At 67.5% G+C, this 16,509-nt stretch carries 22 protein-coding genes; 16 read left to right on the top strand and 6 right to left on the bottom strand.

What is annotated here, in order from left to right:
• Positions 1-310: 310 nt before the first annotated feature.
• The 6 genes from DESPIG_RS05725 to DESPIG_RS05700 form a co-directional block, all read right to left on the bottom strand.
• Positions 311-1,489 (bottom strand): MdtA/MuxA family multidrug efflux RND transporter periplasmic adaptor subunit, encoded by a 1,179-nt coding sequence (locus DESPIG_RS05725; protein ID WP_006006123.1) that lies wholly within the window; start codon positions 1,487-1,489, stop codon positions 311-313.
• A complete protein-coding gene (locus tag DESPIG_RS05720; RefSeq protein WP_006006122.1) occupies positions 1,486-2,793 on the bottom strand; it encodes a sensor histidine kinase in 1,308 nt (435 codons plus the stop codon). The genes DESPIG_RS05725 and DESPIG_RS05720 overlap by 4 nt, the downstream gene beginning before the upstream one ends.
• The gene (locus DESPIG_RS05715; protein ID WP_006006121.1) at positions 2,790-3,494 is read right to left on the bottom strand and encodes a response regulator transcription factor; all 705 of its coding nucleotides are present in this window, start codon (positions 3,492-3,494) and stop codon (positions 2,790-2,792) included. The genes DESPIG_RS05720 and DESPIG_RS05715 overlap by 4 nt, the downstream gene beginning before the upstream one ends.
• Positions 3,495-3,594: 100 nt before the next feature.
• The gene (locus tag DESPIG_RS05710) at positions 3,595-3,957 is read right to left on the bottom strand and encodes a NirD/YgiW/YdeI family stress tolerance protein (RefSeq protein ID WP_006006120.1); all 363 of its coding nucleotides are present in this window, start codon (positions 3,955-3,957) and stop codon (positions 3,595-3,597) included.
• A gap of 52 nt (positions 3,958-4,009) precedes the next feature.
• The gene (locus tag DESPIG_RS05705; RefSeq protein WP_040369492.1) at positions 4,010-4,399 is read right to left on the bottom strand and encodes a YgiW/YdeI family stress tolerance OB fold protein; all 390 of its coding nucleotides are present in this window, start codon (positions 4,397-4,399) and stop codon (positions 4,010-4,012) included.
• A gap of 255 nt (positions 4,400-4,654) precedes the next feature.
• Positions 4,655-5,335: an XRE family transcriptional regulator gene (locus tag DESPIG_RS05700; protein WP_006006117.1), complete on the bottom strand. Its 681-nt coding sequence runs from the start codon at positions 5,333-5,335 to the stop codon at positions 4,655-4,657.
• A 271-nt stretch (positions 5,336-5,606) separates the two neighbouring features.
• Here DESPIG_RS05700 and DESPIG_RS14055 point away from each other — a divergent pair, with 271 nt between their 5' ends.
• The 16 genes from DESPIG_RS14055 to DESPIG_RS14050 all read left to right on the top strand — a co-directional run.
• Positions 5,607-5,915: a hypothetical protein gene (locus DESPIG_RS14055; RefSeq protein WP_006006115.1), complete on the top strand. Its 309-nt coding sequence runs from the start codon at positions 5,607-5,609 to the stop codon at positions 5,913-5,915.
• Complete coding sequence (locus tag DESPIG_RS12830; protein ID WP_006006111.1) at positions 5,902-6,402, top strand: Mor transcription activator family protein; 501 nt, start codon at positions 5,902-5,904, stop codon at positions 6,400-6,402. The genes DESPIG_RS14055 and DESPIG_RS12830 overlap by 14 nt, the downstream gene beginning before the upstream one ends.
• A gap of 296 nt (positions 6,403-6,698) precedes the next feature.
• Complete coding sequence (locus tag DESPIG_RS05685) at positions 6,699-7,382, top strand: glycoside hydrolase family 108 protein (protein WP_006006108.1); 684 nt, start codon at positions 6,699-6,701, stop codon at positions 7,380-7,382.
• A complete protein-coding gene (locus DESPIG_RS12825) occupies positions 7,382-7,693 on the top strand; it encodes a hypothetical protein (RefSeq protein ID WP_006006106.1) in 312 nt (103 codons plus the stop codon). The genes DESPIG_RS05685 and DESPIG_RS12825 overlap by 1 nt, the downstream gene beginning before the upstream one ends.
• Before the next feature lie 15 nt (positions 7,694-7,708).
• Positions 7,709-8,131, top strand: coding sequence for a hypothetical protein (locus DESPIG_RS05680; RefSeq protein WP_040369490.1), 423 nt, complete (start codon positions 7,709-7,711; stop codon positions 8,129-8,131).
• Entirely contained in the window at positions 8,131-8,382 is a 252-nt protein-coding gene (locus DESPIG_RS05675) for a hypothetical protein (protein ID WP_040369488.1), read from the top strand. The genes DESPIG_RS05680 and DESPIG_RS05675 overlap by 1 nt, the downstream gene beginning before the upstream one ends.
• 24 nt (positions 8,383-8,406) lie before the next feature.
• A complete protein-coding gene (locus DESPIG_RS05670) occupies positions 8,407-9,915 on the top strand; it encodes a terminase large subunit (protein ID WP_040369512.1) in 1,509 nt (502 codons plus the stop codon).
• Positions 9,827-10,270 carry a GNAT family N-acetyltransferase gene (locus DESPIG_RS05665; protein ID WP_040369486.1) on the top strand — a complete coding sequence of 148 codons (444 nt, stop codon included), beginning with the start codon at positions 9,827-9,829 and terminating at the stop codon, positions 10,268-10,270. Before DESPIG_RS05670 ends, DESPIG_RS05665 begins: the two co-directional genes overlap by 89 nt.
• 26 nt (positions 10,271-10,296) lie before the next feature.
• A complete protein-coding gene (locus tag DESPIG_RS05660; protein ID WP_006006096.1) occupies positions 10,297-10,506 on the top strand; it encodes a hypothetical protein in 210 nt (69 codons plus the stop codon).
• 1 nt (position 10,507) lies between these two features.
• Positions 10,508-12,343, top strand: coding sequence for a portal protein (locus tag DESPIG_RS05655; protein ID WP_006006095.1), 1,836 nt, complete (start codon positions 10,508-10,510; stop codon positions 12,341-12,343).
• Positions 12,330-12,653: a hypothetical protein gene (locus tag DESPIG_RS05650; protein ID WP_006006093.1), complete on the top strand. Its 324-nt coding sequence runs from the start codon at positions 12,330-12,332 to the stop codon at positions 12,651-12,653. The genes DESPIG_RS05655 and DESPIG_RS05650 overlap by 14 nt, the downstream gene beginning before the upstream one ends.
• Positions 12,637-13,188, top strand: coding sequence for a hypothetical protein (locus DESPIG_RS14235; protein ID WP_006006092.1), 552 nt, complete (start codon positions 12,637-12,639; stop codon positions 13,186-13,188). Before DESPIG_RS05650 ends, DESPIG_RS14235 begins: the two co-directional genes overlap by 17 nt.
• A 332-nt stretch (positions 13,189-13,520) precedes the next feature.
• On the top strand, positions 13,521-14,507 hold the full coding sequence (locus DESPIG_RS05640) for a major capsid protein (RefSeq protein WP_006006090.1): 987 nt from the start codon (positions 13,521-13,523) through the stop codon (positions 14,505-14,507).
• Positions 14,508-14,840: 333 nt separating this feature from the next.
• Positions 14,841-15,152 carry a hypothetical protein gene (locus tag DESPIG_RS05635; RefSeq protein WP_040369481.1) on the top strand — a complete coding sequence of 104 codons (312 nt, stop codon included), beginning with the start codon at positions 14,841-14,843 and terminating at the stop codon, positions 15,150-15,152.
• A 183-nt stretch (positions 15,153-15,335) separates the two neighbouring features.
• Positions 15,336-15,899, top strand: a complete 564-nt coding sequence (locus DESPIG_RS05630; protein WP_006006087.1) for a phage connector family protein — start codon at positions 15,336-15,338, stop codon at positions 15,897-15,899.
• 61 nt (positions 15,900-15,960) lie between these two features.
• Positions 15,961-16,509, top strand: a 549-nt coding sequence (locus DESPIG_RS14050; RefSeq protein WP_006006086.1) for a hypothetical protein, incomplete at its 3' end; no start/stop codon positions are given.

Genomic DNA, 16,509 nt, shown 5'->3' with positions numbered 1-16,509 from the left:
ACAGGGAACCGGGAAAGGAAGGAGGAAAGGGCCTGCGCCCGCTGTCCCAGGGGGGCAGGGGCCCGGCATCGTCAACACTGTTCCTTGCGGAACATACGGCGAAGGGACGCCACTGCTCTCCCCAGCACCGTTCGCTCACCGCATGATCTTGTTGCCGGGGAGCTGACGTGCCCGGCAAGGCGCACCGAAGGAGGGATGGGGCCGGGAAAAGGGGACAGCCCCCGCGCCGCCGGATGGCGGCCGCAGGCCGTGCCCGTGGGCCGCGGCATCACAGGCATCGGAGCAGTGCCGGGGCTCCCCTTCCCAAAGATCAGTCCCCGCTCCCGGTGGCGGGCACGGTCACGCGCGGGGTCTCCATGCTGGCCGTCACGCGCACGCGCAGGCCGTCGCGCAGGCGGTCCACACCGTCCACCACCACGACCTCGCCCGCGGCAAGGCCCTTGTCGATGACGGTCAGGCTGTCGGTACGCACGCCGGGCGTCACTTCGCGCAGGCGGACGGTATCCTTGTCCACCACATAGACGTAGGAACCGCGGCTGCCCAGCTGCACCGCGGCGGTGGGCACCGTGACGGCCTGCGGCAGGACCGTGACCAGCAGGCGGGCATTGACGAACTGGTTGGGGAAGAGGGTGTGGTCCTCGTTGGCGAATTCCGCCTTGAGCTTCACCGTGCCCGTGGCGGTGTCGATCTGGTTGTCCATGCTCAGCAAAAAGCCCTGGGCCAGCAGGGCCTGCTGCTCGCGGTCCCAGGCCTGGACCAGCAGGCGGCCGCCGCTCTTGCGGGCCTCACGCCAGTGCTGCGCCACCAGGGGCACCCGGCTTTCCGGCAGGGTGAAGACCACATAGGAAGGCGTCAGCAGGGTGATGCGCACCAGGCCTTCGGTATCGGAGGCATGCACCATGTTGCCCTCGTCCACCTTGCGCAGGCCCAGTACGCCGTCGGCCGGGGCCGTGATGCGGCTGTACTGCAATTGCAGGGCCGCGGAATCCACGGCCGCCTTGTCGGACTGTACCGTGCCTTCGTACTGGCGCACCAGGGCGCGCTGGTTGTCGTATTGCTGCCGGGCGATATGGCCGCCGCTCACCAGCTTTTCATAGCGGGCCAGGTCGCGGCGGGCGTTCTCCAGCTGGGCCGTATCGCGGGCCAGGGCGCCGCGGGCCTCGCCCAGCGCGGCCTCGAACGGCCGGGGGTCGATCTCGGCCAGCAGGTCGCCCTTATGGACGAACTGCCCTTCCGTAAAATGCAGGCGCTGCAGATGCCCGTCCACCCGGCTGGTCACCAGCACGTCACTGGACGGCTCCACCGTGCCCAGACCGTTGAGGAAATGGGGCATGTCCTGCGCCAGGGCCGTGGCCACACGCACCGGCGGCGTATCCTGCGGCATGCCGCGCTGCCGGCCGGGCTCGAAAAAGCCCCGCCAGAGCAGCGCACAGCCCAGCAACAGGGCCAGTACGGCCAGCAGGCGGCCCTTGCTCATGCTGATCTTCACACACGTTCTCCATCACTGTCCGGTACGAAGCGCACCTCGAACAGTGTCTCATTTTCTCCGCTGTGCCGGTAACTCACCGACCAGCCCAGCTGCTCGCAGGCACGGCGCACCAGCGACAGGCCCAGACCGCTGCCGCCCGGCGTGGCATCCCCACGGGCACGGGCACGCACCCCGCGGGCAAAGATGTCCAGATCCTCAGGGATGCGCCCCGCATTGCGCACCTGGAGCACATGCTCGTCCAGGCGCACGGCAACACGGCCATTTTCCGAGTAAAGCCGGGCATTGTCCAGCAGATTCTTGACGACGATCCCCGCCAGTGCAGGCTGCGCCTGCACTTCCCGGCTCTCGGGGAGCTCCAGCGAAAAGCAGTCCTGCCCCTGGGCCGTGTCGCGCACCAGCAGGGCCAGATCCACGGGCTCGAGTTCGATGTTCTCGGGGCGGCGGGCCAGCAGCAGAAGGATGCCCACCGTGGCGGACATGTCGCGCACCGTGCGTTGCAGGCGTTCCACCGTGGGCGCGCAGCGCTCGGAGCCGGGCAGGCGTTCCAGCTGCAGTTCCAGCACTTCCAGCCCGCCCTGCATGACGGTCAGGGGGGTGCGCAGCTCATGGCTCACGTCGCCGGTGAAGAAGCTCTCGCGCTGCACGAAACGGCGCAGGGCCTCCTCGCGGCTGGCGATGGCCCGGGCCAGCACGCCCACCTCGTCATCAAGGGCCACTTGCGGCAAGGGCGGCAGACCGGGATAGTCCCCCCCGGCACGGGGCACGGGACAGCGGGACACGGTGCGGGTCAGGTCGGTCAGCTGGCCCGTGAGCCGCCGGCTGAGCAGCACGGCCAGCAGGGCCGCCACCCCCAGGCCAAGGCCCGCGCACAGGCCCAGGACCCGGGTCAGCTGGGCCTTGATGGTCACCAGCAGGCCCGTGTGGCCGCTCAGGGCGTAGCGCACGCCCTTGTGCTCCTCGAGGAAGACGAAGTTCTCCATGCGGTCGAAGAAATGCAGGCCGGGCTCCAGGGCACGCCATTCACGGGGGATCTGTTTGCCCACCCGAAATTGCAGATCCATAAGGCTCGCCAGGTCGGCCCCGTAGACCAGATTGTTGTGCCGTCCCCTGTCCTCGGCGCGGCGCGAGCGCTCCTCGGCCTCGATGAGGGCATTCATGACCGGACGCGCGTACCAGTCCACAAGATGGGCGCCCAGCCTGTCATAGGAGAACAGGCCCACCATGCCCATGGTCAGGCCGAGACCCGCGGCCAGCAGCATGAAGGAGACCAGCAGGCGCCGCCGGATGGGAGAACCGCCGCTCACGCCCCGGGCTCCTCTTCACGGCCGAGGCGATAGCCCACATGGGAGATGGTGTGCAGCACGGGGCTGCCGAAAGGCTTGTCCAGGTGCTGGCGCAGTTCGTGGATATGTGTCCGCAGGGCGCTGCCGCCGGGCAGGTCGTCGCCCCAGAGGCGGCGCTCCAGCTCCTCGCGGCGGACCAGCGCGGGCGCCCGGCGCGCCAGCTCGCACAGGATGCGGAAACCCGTGGGGCTCACCTTGACCTCGCGGCCCTGCCGCGTGACCCGGTGCCCGGCCACGTCGATGCAGACATCATCCACCCGCAGCTCGCCGCCCTGGGCGCTCTCCTGTGCGCGGCCCCGCCGCAGCAGGGCCCGGATGCGGGCCTCCAGCTCGCGCAGGGCAAAGGGTTTGACCAGATAGTCGTCGGCCCCGGCATCCAGCCCCAGCACACGGTCGGCCACAGTATCCCGGGCCGTCAGCATGATGACCGGCACCTGCACGCCGTGTTCCTCACGCAGGGCACGGCACAGGCTGATGCCGTCCAGCCCGGGGAGCATGATGTCCAGCACCACCAGATCGAACTGGCCGGACGCGGCCATCTCAAGGCCCGTACGGCCGTTGCGGGCGCAATCCAGTTCGTAGCCCAGGGGCTCAAGATAGGCGTACAGGTTGGCGAGGATGTCCTCGTTATCTTCCACCAGCAGGACAGAGACAGGCACCATGCGCACCTCCGCAAAAAAGGACGGGGCGCCATGCGCCCCCTGAAGAATGGAAAACCCGGCGGGTGATCCGCCGTCCGGAAGGCCCCGCAGGGCCCGAACATCACTGGATGATGGCCAGAGCGTCTACCTCCACCTCATTGGGGTGCTTGGAGCTCCAGTCCACATGCCCCACCAGGCGCACTTTGTCCTGGGGGGTGACCGTCAGGTGCCCGAAGGTCTCGTGCTCTATCTCCACCACCACGCGGCCGCTCTCGTCCTCAAAAAGGTAACGGTCCTTGCGGGGGATCTTTTCCAGGATATGGCCTTCCAGAACACAGGGGGCATCATCCCAGGCATTGAGCACGTCGGCCGCACGGGTCAGCGTCGGCGAGACACCGGGGCCCACGAACCCCGCCGCACCGGTACCCGGCGGGAGCAGCAACAGGCCGGCGGCCAGCAGAAGCAGCACAGAAAAAATTCGCATCACGACTCCGCCGGCGGGCCGTCCGCCGGTAGCGCACGGCCCGCCTGTCAGACTACTTGAGGATTTCCAGGACCTTCACGTCGACCTTGGTGGGATCCATCATCTCCTTGTCCAGCTTGCCGGAAAGGCGCACCCGGTCGGCGGGCGTCACCGTACGGCCGGCGAACACTTCATGGTCGATCTCTACCACGATGGTACCGGTGGCGTCACGGAAATTGTATTTGTCATCGCTGCCGGCCACACGCTCCACGATATGGCCCGTCAGCATCACCGGCGCATCGTCCCAGGCTTTGAGGGCCTTGGCCACGGTATCGGCCTGGACGCCGGACGTGGGCCCCTGGAAACCGCCGGGAGCCTGTCCCGGGCCCTGGAAGCCGCCCTGGGCGGCCATGGCGGGGAAAGCAAGAGCAAGAACCATCATACAAGAAAGCAGCAGACGCATGGGATATCTCCTTCTGGCGGCATGGCCGCCATCCGTAACAGTTGCGGGTGGGGGCACGGTAGGTCTCCGGCCCTTGCGGACTGGGCCCTGTCCGCATCTCCACACTGCGCCTGCGGCTGTCAGCAAAGTGTCAGCACAGGCCAAAAAAACGCCTGCGTCATGGATATTTTTTGTTATTATATTGATTTTACAGAATAAAAAAATAAAGTTTTTTACTATGTTTAATGAATCGCCCACGGCTCGCGGGACGTGCCGTCAATCGAGCTCACGCCCCACCCAGACCGCCCGCCCCACGATGCGCACCAGGTCGGCCAGCTGGTCGGTGGTGCAGGCCTCGATGGGCGGGTAGGCGGGGTTATAGCTGCTGAGGATCAGGCGCCCCGGCATGGCATTGACCACCTTGAGGTAGACCAGATCCTCCACGCTCACGGCATAGATGCGGCCGGGCACCGGGTCTTTCTGGCTCTGGTCCACGAGGACCACGTCGTTGTGGCAGATGCGGGGCTCCATGCTGTCACCGGAGACCCGCAGCAGGGCCATATGCGACGGGCTGCCCTTGCGCCGCAAAAAGTCCTCGCGGAAGGCGTAGTGGCGCACCACATCGGCACTGGTCTCGAAGCTCCCCGTACCGGCGGAAAGACGCGCCTCCACCATGGGCACCATGACCAGCCCGGCCCATTGATCCTGCAGGGTCCCTTCCACACTGCCCTGACCGGCCAGCAGCCAGTCCAGCGAACAGCGCAGGGCAGCCCCCAGCCGGACGGCGAACTCCCCTTTGGGCAACTGGCCGTTCTCGTACTGCTGGATGGTGGTCAGGCTGACCCCTACCTGTGCGGCAAGATCCTGCTTGCGCAGGCCGAGGCCAAGACGGCGACGGCGCAGGCGGTCGGCAAAGCCCTGCGTTGAGATATAGGAAAATCTATTTTTATCTTCCATGCGCGCTCCAAAAATTTTTATCCATAAAAAACAAGATATTAAATATTTTTAAAAGAAAAGTTAAAAATTTTTCCTTTGATTGAGAAAGGAAAACATGTAAATAGTACGGCTATGGCTGCTGTCAAACATAGAACAACCTGTAACTAATGGCAATGGATACAGCAGACCGGGCCCGCTTTTCCCGGGCAAAAGAAAACCTTTCGTAACACAACTTTTCCGCAGCCTACCGGCGCGGAACGCCGTGCCCATCATCAGAAAGGGAGTAGCCCACATGAACACACGATCCCTGGAACAGCTCCAGCGTCTCCTGACGCAGCCCTCCGACAGCGAGGAAGAACCCGCCGAGGGCTCCCTGCTCTGGGCGGCAGCACAATTGCGCCGCATCGCCCGCATGCTGGAAGACATGCAGGCCGGTCCCCGCCAGCCCGGTGATGTCACGCCCCCTGTCCCGGAAGCTTTCCCGGCTGCCGGGACCTGCGCCCACGGAGCATGGCGGGACGGGACGGAACCGCCGGTGGAGGGGCATAGTCCGCATCCCCACAGGTCCCTGGCCCCGGAGGCCCGCCATGTGGTCCAGTAGCAGGCCCGCCCTGCCCTCCCGGCCCTGCGATACGGCCGCTGCCCCTGCGGACTGGGACAGCCTGCTGCCCCTTTTGCCCGAGAGCGTGCGCCTGCTGCGGCAGGTGCTGGAAGACGATGCCGCCCTGCACAGGCTCCTGAGCCACTGCGGCGGCCTGACGCTGCGCATCCCCCGCCGCTTCCCGACGGAAGGGCATCTGCTGCGCGCCCTGCTGCCCGAGCCCGCCTTGCGCCGCCTGCTGGGCGCCTACGGCGGCACAAGCCTGTATATCCCCCGCTGCGCCCGCCTTGCCCGTCAGGTCCGTCAGCGGGAACTGCTCGGCGCGTTCAGCCGCCATACCGCCGCTGGCACCTCCAGCAATACCGAGGTGCGCTTCCTGGCCCGCCGTTACGGCATCACGGACCGGCGCGTCTGGCAGCTGCTCAAGCAGGAGGCGGAACTGCCGGCCAGGGCCCTTCCCGATACCGGCAACGCCCTCAGGGGCTGATCCCCCCATCTCCCTTTCAGGCGGACGGGAAAGGCTGCGGCCTTTCCCGTTTTTTGTCCGCGTCCCGCCGCCTTGCCGACATGGGCATCATACGCTTCCCGCAGGCGGGTGCAGCGCCTTCCCTCCGGCGCCCCTGCCTTCCGCCCACCTTTCCCCAGCGAGGTCTTTCCCTCGCCCGCTTCCCGCAACGTCGCTACTGAAATCCTTCAAACTTACGCCGACGCCCTTTTCCGGCATGGTGGCCTCACGGGTGCGACACCGCCCCGCCATCATTCCACCGCCATGCAGGAGGGCATATGCGCGACAACTTCACTTTGGCCCATACGTTCACGGCCCGCTGGGAAGGCGGCCTTTCCGACCATGAAGCCGATCCCGGCGGCATCACCAATCACGGCATTTCCCTGCGCTGGGTCACGGATCTGGCCCGGCAGGCCAGGGAGCGCTGCCTGCGCGATGCCCGGCAGTGCGATACCTGCCCCCGGCGTACGGGCCCGGACTGCGACTACTTCAGCCTCGATCTGGACAATGACGGCGACATCGACGCCGACGATATCCGCGCCTGTACCAAAGAGCAGGCGGCCCGCCTGTTCCGCAGGCATTTCTGGGAGGCCCTGGGCTGCGACCGCCTGCCCCTGCCGCTGGCCGTCACGCTCTATGACGGCGCGGTCAACATGGGCGCCGGCCGGGCCGTGAAGCAGTTGCAGGAAGCCATGAACGCCACGGGCGAGACCCAGCTCGACCACTACTCCCCCATCGCCGAGGACGGCATCATGGGCCCGGACACCCGCGAGCTGGCCAACGCACTGGCCGACGTGCATCTGGACTGGTACGCGGCCCGGAGCAGCCTGCGCCTGCGCGATGCCTTCTATCGCCGTCTGGCCGCGTCCCGCCCGTCCATGAAGGTCTTTCTGGCGGGCTGGCGCAACAGGGTGAAGGCCCTGCACCAGCATCTGGCCGATCTGGAACGGGAGGCGCAGTGATGTGGAACCTGCTGCGCGATCTGGGCACCCGCCTGTTGCGCGACCTGACAGGCAGCAGCCGGGAACGGCAGGAACTGCTGGCCGCCCAGATCCGCCTCAACGAACGGGAAACGGAACATGCCCCTTCCAGTGTGCTGCGCCTGTGGCGTTCCTTCCTGGGCTGGGTGCTGGCCCTGCTCTTTTGCTGGGAAGTGCCCGTGCGCCTGCTGCTCCTGCCCCTGCTGGCGCCCGACCTGCTGGATGACCTGCCGCCCCCGGCCCTGGACCAGATCCTGAGCCTGCTGGCCGGCATGCTGGGCCTGCCCTTCTGAACCACGGAGATGTCCATGACCACCCATCTGCCTGCCGCGCTCCTGCCCCTGCTGCTGGCCCTGCTACAGGGGCTGCTGCTCTGGGCCCTGTGGAGCCTGCGCCGCAACTTCGTCCCGCAGGCCGAGCATCTGCGCTGTCGCCAGGACGAACAGCAACGGGAAGCCCTGTGGCTGCGCCGCCTCGACCGGCTGGAACAGGCTCTGGCGCAGGAGCGGGAGCTCCTGACGCCGCTGGCCGACGAGGTGCGCTCCCTGCGGGAGGACGCAGGCCGCCTGCACAGCCAGTTGCAGGCCCAGGAAGCGCGCTTCTACGGACTGGAGCGTCTGCTGCAACGTCTGGAGCGGCATCTGGAACGGCAGGAAGACCGCTGGCAGCAGCTGCCCGGTGCCGCCTTGCCCGCCCTGTTGCACTGCCGCCCCCCGAGGGAGGTGCAGTGATGCCGGTACGCCGCCACCGGAAAAGCCCGCTGGAAAAAGCCCTGCACGAACGCCTGCAACGCCTGACCCAACACCTCGACACTGCCGATGTCTCGGAAAAAAGCATCGATATCGTCAAAGAGATCAAGGAGCTGCACGCCCTTGCCCGCACGCTGGAGCAGGAGGGCACGTCACAGGACGGCGACCGGAAATCCCCCGCGCCCCTGCGCGTCATCTGGGCCGGACAAGAGCCGGAAAATGGCCCTCCGTAACCTTTGAATCCCGCCGAGACCGACATGGAAACGCCCTGCATCATCCCCTATGCGCCGCGCCCGCTGCAATGGCGCTTCCACCAGCAGCGCACCCGCTTTTGCGTGCTGCTCTGCCACCGCCGTTTCGGCAAGACCGTGGCTGCCGTCAACGATCTCCTGCGGGCGGCCCTGCGTACCTCGCGGACGGACTGGCGCGCCGCCTACGCCGCTCCCTATCTGGGACAGGCCAAGGCCGTGGCCTGGGACTATCTGCGGCATTTTGCGGGCGTCATCCCCGGCACCCGCTTCCACGAAGGCGAATTGCGCTGTGACCTGCCCAACGGCGCGCGCATCCGCCTGTACGGCACGGACAATGCCCAGGCCCTGCGCGGCCTGTATCTGGACGATCTGGTGCTGGACGAGCCCGCCGACATCCCCCGCGAGGTCTGGAGCCAGATCCTGCGTCCCGCGCTGGCCGATCGGCGGGGACGGGCCCTGTTTTGCGGCACGCCCAAGGGCTGCGACAACCTGCTGCACGATGTCTGGCAGCTGGCGGGCAGCCTGGGAGCGGCGGAGGGCTGGTCACGCTTCCGCTTCCCGGCCTCGCAGACAGGCTATCTGCCGCAGGCCGAACTGGATGCCGCCCGCAGCGGCATGAGCGAGGCCGAGTACCAGCAGGAATTCGAGTGTTCCTTCGCCGCCGCCGTGCGCGGGGCCTACTATGCCGCCCAGCTGGATGCCGCCGATCTGGCGGGACGCATCTGCCCCCTGCCGGTGAGCCCCGATCTGCCCGTGCATACGGCCTGGGACCTGGGCATGGATGACGCCACGGCCATCTGGTTCTTCCAGGTGGAACCCTCCGGTACCTGGCGTATGCTGGACTATTACGAAGCCAGCGGCGAGGGCCTGGCCCATTACGCGGCCGTGCTGGGCGCCAAGGCCCGGCCGGAAGGAACGGCCACGACCGACGGCCTTGCGGGACGCGGCTTTTGCTACGGCCGTCATCTGGCCCCGCACGACATCCGGGTACGGGAACTGGGCACGGGCCAGAGCCGTCTGGAAAGCGCCGCCCGTCTGGGCATCCGTTTCGACATCGCGCCGTCCCTGCCGCTGGCCGACGGCATCGATGCCGTGCGCCGCGCCTTGCCCCGGCTCTGGTTCGACAGCCGTCACTGTGCCGCCGGACTGGCGGCCCTGCGCTCCTACCGGCGGCAATGGCGGCCCCGGCAGGAACAGTTCTCCTCCGGCCCGCTGCATGACGGCTCCAGCCACGCCGCCGATGGCCCCGCGCTCACCCACCCCGGCAATACCGGAAACAACAGGAGCCCGCATGGAACACACGAATACACAGCCCTGCGACCAGACCGACGTGCGGGACGCTTTCCTTCTGGAAGCTGTCCGGGACGATGCGGGCCGGAAAGCCCTCTTCGCCCGCATGTGCCGGGAAGGGCTCACGGGCTGTGCCATGTACGCCTGGGCCCATCCCCGGGAAGACGACTGGCTGCGTCTGGTCAGTGCTCCCGGCCGCCTGCTCCTGCAGGCCACGGCCCCTGACGGTACGGCCCTGGCCTGCGGGCTGTTCAGTCCCTGGCGGGGACAGATCCGGGAATTCGACTTCACGGTCTTCCGCCCGGCTTTTCCGCTGGCCGTGCCGCTGGCCCGCGCCGCCTTCCGCTGGGTCTTCCGGCATACGGAGACCAGCGCGCTCTGGGGCCTGTGCCCGGTCAGCAACCGCCATGCCCGGCGTCTGGCCACGGATTGCGGCTTCGTCATCACGGGACGCCTGCCCGACGCCTGCTGGCTGGCCCGGCGCCGCATCCATGTGGACGGCATCCAGCTGCTCTGCACACCCGAAACACTGGCCCGCGCCATAAAAAACTCTCCATCCTGTCACAGAGCCACCCAGTAAACAACCTTCATCCCCAAGGAGGACATATGGGATTCGGAGGATCCTCCAGCCCCAGCGTACCGGAAGTCCGGCCCGCTCCCAAGGCGGCCACCCCCAAACCCGTCACCGAGGCGGCCACGGCCGCCCGCCAGAACCAGAAGGACAAGGCCAGCAAGGCCGCGGGCATCCGGGCCTCCATCCACACCACGCCGCTGGCCTCGCAGGAGAACCGCGGCAAGACCCTGCTGGGGCAATAGTATGCGCCCGGCACAGCGCCCCGCGATGCGCGCCCTGCTCGGAGCAGGACATCAGGGGGCCCCGGCTCCCGCGACGGAACGCCCGGAAACCGAAGAGCGTCTTGCCCTGCGTGTCCCGGCCCTGGCCCGTCGTTACCGGGCCCTGCTGGAACGGCGTTCGCCCTGGGACACTGCCTGGGAGAGCCTGGCCGAGCACTTTCTGCCCACCCGTTTCCGTACCGACGACAGCCTGGACGACCGCCCCCTGCTCAACCGCTCGCTGGTGGATGCCACGGGCATCCTGGCCATGCGGACCCTGGCCGCCGGTCTGCAGGGCGGCATGACAAGCCCGGCCCGGCCCTGGTTCCGGCTGGCCCTGGACGACCCCGACCTTTCACGCAGCCACGCGGGCCAGCGCTATCTGGATGAGGTGGAAGCCCGCATGCGCGTGGTGCTGCAGCGCTGCAATTTCTACAACGCCATGCACACCATCTATGCGGAGCTGGGGACCTTCGGCACGGCTTTCGTCTTCGAGCTGGCCGACCTGCGCCACGGCTTCCGCTTCGTGCCGCTCTGCGCCGGACAGTACGTACTGGATACGGACGCGGCCCGGCGGGTGGATACGGTCTTCCACCGCATGCACATGAGCCTGCGCCAGATGGTGCAGAGCTTCGGTCCGGAGGCCCTGCCGGAGAACCTGCGTCTGGCGGCCCGGCGCACGCCGGACCAACGCCATGCGGTCATCCATGCCGTGCTGCCGCGCACGGAACGCCGGCCCCGGCTGGCGGGGCCATGCCACATGCCCTGGGCCTCGGTCTACTGGCTGGAAGGCCGGGAAGGACAGGTCGTGCCCCTGAAGGAATCCGGCTTTATGGGCTTTCCCGGTTTCGGCCCGCGCTGGGACGTGGCGGCCAATGATGTCTATGGCCGTTCGCCCGCCATGGATGCCCTGCCCGACTGCCGCATGCTGCAGCAGATGGGCATCACCACGCTCAAGGCCATCCACAAGGCCGTGGATCCGCCCATGAGCGTCCATGCGGGCCTGCGCTCCGTGGGGCTCGACCTGACGCCCGGCGGCATCAATTTCGTGGACAGCCTGCCCGGTCAGAACCAGCCCGTGGCCACGCCCCTGCTGCAGGTCAAGCCCGACCTGGCCCAGGCGCGCTCCGCCATGGAAGCCGTGCAGCAGCAGATACGGGCCGGGCTCTACAACGATCTGTTCCGCCTGATCCTGGAAGGCCGCAGCAAGGTCACGGCCAGCGAGATCGCCGCCCGCGAGGAAGAGAAGCTGCTGCTCATCGGCCCCGTGCTGGAACGCCTGCACGACGAACTGCTGATCCCGCTCATCGACCGCACCTTCCGGCTCATGCTGGCCCTGGACATGCTGCCCCCCTGCCCGCCGGAACTGAGCGGACGCCACCTCAAGGTGGAATTCGTCTCCCTGCTGGCACAGGCCCAGAAGCTGGTGGGCATCAGCGCCACGGACCAGTATCTGGCCCTGACCCTCAAGGCGGCCTCGGCCTGGCCCGAAGCCCTGGACAGCGTGGATGTGGACAACCTGCTGGACAATTATGCCGAGAGCCTCGGCCTGCCCGTGAACCTGACCCGCCCCCGCGAGGAACGGGCCCGACTGCGGGCCGGACGCGAGGAGGCGCGGCAGACGGAACAGCAACTGGCCCTGCTGCAGAAGGCCGCCGACCTGGGCCACACCCTGGCCGACAGCGACCTGACCGTGGAAGGGGAAAAAAGCTCCGTCCTGCAGGTGCTGGCCAACCTGGCCGCCGGGGCTTCCCCCGCCCTGCGGCCGCAGCCGGGCGGCACGATGCCGCCCCCGGGAGGAGAGCATGATGCACGATGACCAGCTTTTTCCCGCCGGGAACACTGCCCCCGTTTCCCCGGCACGGCAGCGCTGGCGGGCCGGATTGTGCCGGGCCGTGGACGGGCTCATGGCCTCGGCGGAAGGACGCGACCTGCTGCGCTGGCTGCTGCAGGCCGGGCTCTGCTTCACCGCCGCCTGTCCGGGCCCGGAGACCCCGGCCGGACAGATCTACTGGGAGGAGGGCCGCCGCCATGTGGGCGTGGCTGTGCTGCGTCTTTTGCAGGAGGCCGATCCCTCCCACCTGCCCCGACTTTTTCTGACACAGGAGGAAGATGATGCCCGAAACTGAACCGATCTTTGACGAAGGCGGCATGGCCCCCCGGCCGGAAAGCGGTCTCTACGGCCTGCCCGCCGACGAAGGAGGGACGCCCCCGGCGGCGCCCCTGCTGGGCAGCGGCCCGGAAGAAGGCCGGCCTGCCGCCCCCGGCCAGGCTCCCGCCGAGGGACAGGAAAACCGGCCCTCCGATGACGCCGCCCGGCTGGAGGCCCATCTGCGCCAGACCGACGCTCTGCGCCGTGCCCGCTGGCAGCAGCAGGTGGAACAGTGGCGGCAGGAAGTGGCCGACGATCCGCAGCTGGGCGGCGAGCATCTGTCCGCCACCGTGGCCCGGGCCCAGCTGGCCCTGGACCGCTTCGACACGGACAAGAGCATCGGCCGGCTGCTGGAAGAAAGCGGCTACGGCAACCATCCGGCCGTGCTGCGCTTTTTCAATCGTCTGGCCGACAGTCTGCTGGAAGACAGCCTGCCCGGCAGCGAAGGCGGCGGCAGCCTGCCGCCCCTGGAAGAGCGCATGTACGCGGGCTGGAGCTCGCAGCGCTCCTGACGGCGCCGGGCGCGGGCGCTGCCTTCATGAGCGTGCCCTGTCCCGGGTCGCAGGGGGCAGGGAGCCGGGAGAAAGAGATCCCAGCCTGCCTCGCCGATCCGGGACAAAAACGCTCCGCTCCGTTGGGACATCTGCCTTGCCGCACTCATGGCGGCCAGACGTCCCGGGCCGAGGCCGCTCCTGACTCCCGTCCGCAGGGCTTCTGTCCTGCTTTTCCCCCGCCTGTCCTGCGCTGCACAGCCCGGGCCAGCCCCAACAGCGTTCCTTCTTTCCATCCTTGCATACCGGGCCCATGACGGCCCCTCACCGACCACCTTTTCCAAGGAGATCTCATGTCCGCCACTCTGGGTTTCGTGGCCACGCTGGCCGAAATGGAACAGTTCTATCGCGGCGACAAGGCCGGTCAGATCATCGAGCTGATGAACAAGACCAACGACATCATGGATGACGTGCCCTGGATGGAAGCCAACCAGTCCGACGGCCATCTGACGCGCATCCGTACCGGCCTGCCCGCCGTGTACTGGCGCCGCCTCTATCAGGGCACGCCGCCCGCCAAGTCCCAATGGACCCAGGTCAAGGAAGGCTGCGGCATCCTTGAGGCCATCATGGAACTGGATGTGGAAGAGATCCGCCTGTACGGCGACCGCGACCGCTCCTTCCGCATGAGCGAGGGCATCGCCTTTGCCGAGGCCATGCGCCAGAAGGTGGCCCGCACCCTGTTCTACGGCGACAGCAACCGCAACCCCGACGAATTCAACGGTCTGGCCATGCGCTACCCGGCCAGCGATGCCGAGAACGTGCTGGATGCCGGTGGCCGCGACGGCGGCTGCACGTCGCTCTGGCTGGTCTCCTGGGGACCGCAGTCCGTGCACGGCATCTACCCCAAGGGCAGCCGCGGCGGCCTTTCCCACGAAGACCTCAAGACCTACATGGCGCAGGACGATAACGGCCGCAAATATCAGGTCACGGGCGACAAATACAACTGGCGCTGCGGTCTGGCCGTGCGCGACTGGCGCGGGGTGGTGCGCATCGCCAACGTGCCCGTGGCCGCGCTGGGCAAGCGAAAGGGCGAGGAAGGTTTCGTGGACCTGCAGAAGCTGACCATCGAAGCCAAGAACCGCATGCCCCAGCATCTGCGCCAGAAAGCCGTCTGGTACGCCAACGCCGATGTGCTCACCGCGCTGGAACTCCAGAACTCCGATGCCGGGCAGGTGCAGCTGCACTACGGCGAATTCTTCGATGCCAAGGCCGTGCCCGTGCTGCACGGCCGCCCTGTGCGCCAGTGCGATGCCATCGCCTCGGACGAGGCCTCCATCTAGGCGGCCCTGTCCACGAGAAGGGACGATCCTGCACCACCGCTGCCGCCGGGATCCTGCCCCCGGCACTGCCCGCAGAGAGCCGCACGGTGACACCGGAGGCGCGTCGTCTCCTTCTCGCTTTCTGGTTATCCGGAGCATGCTTTCCGGCGCCGTCTCTCTTCTCTCCGCACGACCGCCATCCGGTCGATCCCCATGCATTTTTTTCAGGAAACAAGGAGGTTTCATGGCCATCATCGACAGTCATTGCATCCTTTTCGAAGGCCCCCTGAGTGCCGAAAGCACCGGCAAGGCTGTGCCCTCACGGCCCTGCGCCTGCCCGGCCGCATGGAGCCCATGCCGCTGCGCATCTCCGTGACCAGGGGCTTCGCCAAAGAACAGACCACCTCGCTGGATCTGACCCTGCAGGAGGCCGACAGCGCCGATGGCGAATGGCAGGACGTGCCCGGCGCCGCCATCAGCGTCCCGGGGGAAGAGCTGGGCGAAGGCGCCCGCCTGGGCTGGCGCTTCGTGCCCCAGGCCGTGCGCAAGAGCTGGCTGCGTCTCAAGCTGGCCCCGTCCGGGAGCGGCAGCCATGACGGGCATGTCTTCGCGGCCCTGCTGCGCGAGGAGGACTTCCCCTACGAAAAGGAACTGCGCGTGCGCTAGCCCTTTTGAACGGGATGGAACCGGGCCCTCGTGATGTCCGGCCATCCGTACAGGTCCATGTCCGCGACCGTCAGACAAGGATCATTCCCTTCCGGGGAGCGGGACGGCTGTGCTGTCCCGCAGCCCCGGGTCATGGAGGACACAGCCGTGTCCCCCTGCCTGATGCCATCACAAGGAAGACATATGGATACCCTGACCCAGATAGCCATCTGGAACCGGGCCCTGGGCTTTTTGGGCGCCCGCAGCATCGCCGCCGAAGACGAGAACACGCCCGAGGCCCTGCAATGCCGCCTGTACTGGGACAGTGCCCGGCGGCAGGCCCTGCGGGACTATCCCTGGGCCTTTGCCCTGCCCACGGGATTCGAGCTGGAATACCGCTTTGCCTACGCCCTGCCCGAGTCCTGCCTCAAGGCCCACGAGGTCCGGCACGAAGGCCTGCTGCCCCGTCCCTTTTGCCTTGCACGGGATCCCGCCGGTGATGCCACCATCCTGCTCACCAGCGCCAGCCGGGCCCTGCTGCTCTATACGGAAGACGTGCGCCATTGCCATCAGTTCGACGACCTTTTCGCCCACATGCTGGCCCGCAAGCTGGCCTGCCTGCTGGCGGCGCCGCTGCTCAAGAGCAACAGCCAGAAGATCGCGGAACTGGAGCAGCTCTACAGCGCCAGTCTGCCCCAGGCCCGACAGTCCGATGCCAGTGAACGCCGTCCCCTGCCCCTGCCCGACAGCTGGTTGCAGGCCCGCTGACGGCGCCTGTCCGCCCTTCACCGTACGGCGGTTCCATGTCCGCCCCTTTCCCGGAGTTCGCATGACCATGCCCTACAGTCCCGGCCGTGCCCTGTTCGAAGGCAACGGTACGGCCACGGATTTTCCCTTTTCCTTCAAAGTCTGGGGAACGGACCAGCTGTCCGTGACCCTGACCGGCCCCGACGGCACCAGCCGGCCTGCCAGTGGCTGGAAGGCCCGTCTGAACGACGACGGCGGCAGCGTGACCTATCTCCACGACGGCGCGCCCCTGCCTGAGGGCTGGAAACTGGCCATCACCCGCAACATGCCGTTCGAGCAGCAGATCGACCTGGTGTCCGGGACCCGCTTCGATGCCGAAGTCATCGAGACGGGCCTCGACAGGGCCACGGCCGAACGCCAGCAGCTGCTGGAACAACTCCAGCGGGCGGTCATCCTGCCCCCCACCAGTGACGAGACGCCGGAAGACATGGCGCTGGAACTGCTGCGGGCGCGGGATGAGGCCGCCAAAAGCGCCGGTACCGCCCAAAGCAGCGCACAAACCGCAATCACCAGTGCTTCGCGGGCAGCCGCCAGCGAACAGGCCGCGGCAGGGCACGAGCAGGCCGCGCGG

This window comes from Desulfovibrio piger ATCC 29098, from assembly GCF_000156375.1.
Lineage (GTDB): Bacteria > Desulfobacterota > Desulfovibrionia > Desulfovibrionales > Desulfovibrionaceae > Desulfovibrio > Desulfovibrio piger.
Note: the sequence above shows the minus strand (reverse complement) of the source record. Positions and strands in the feature narration are given on the sequence as shown.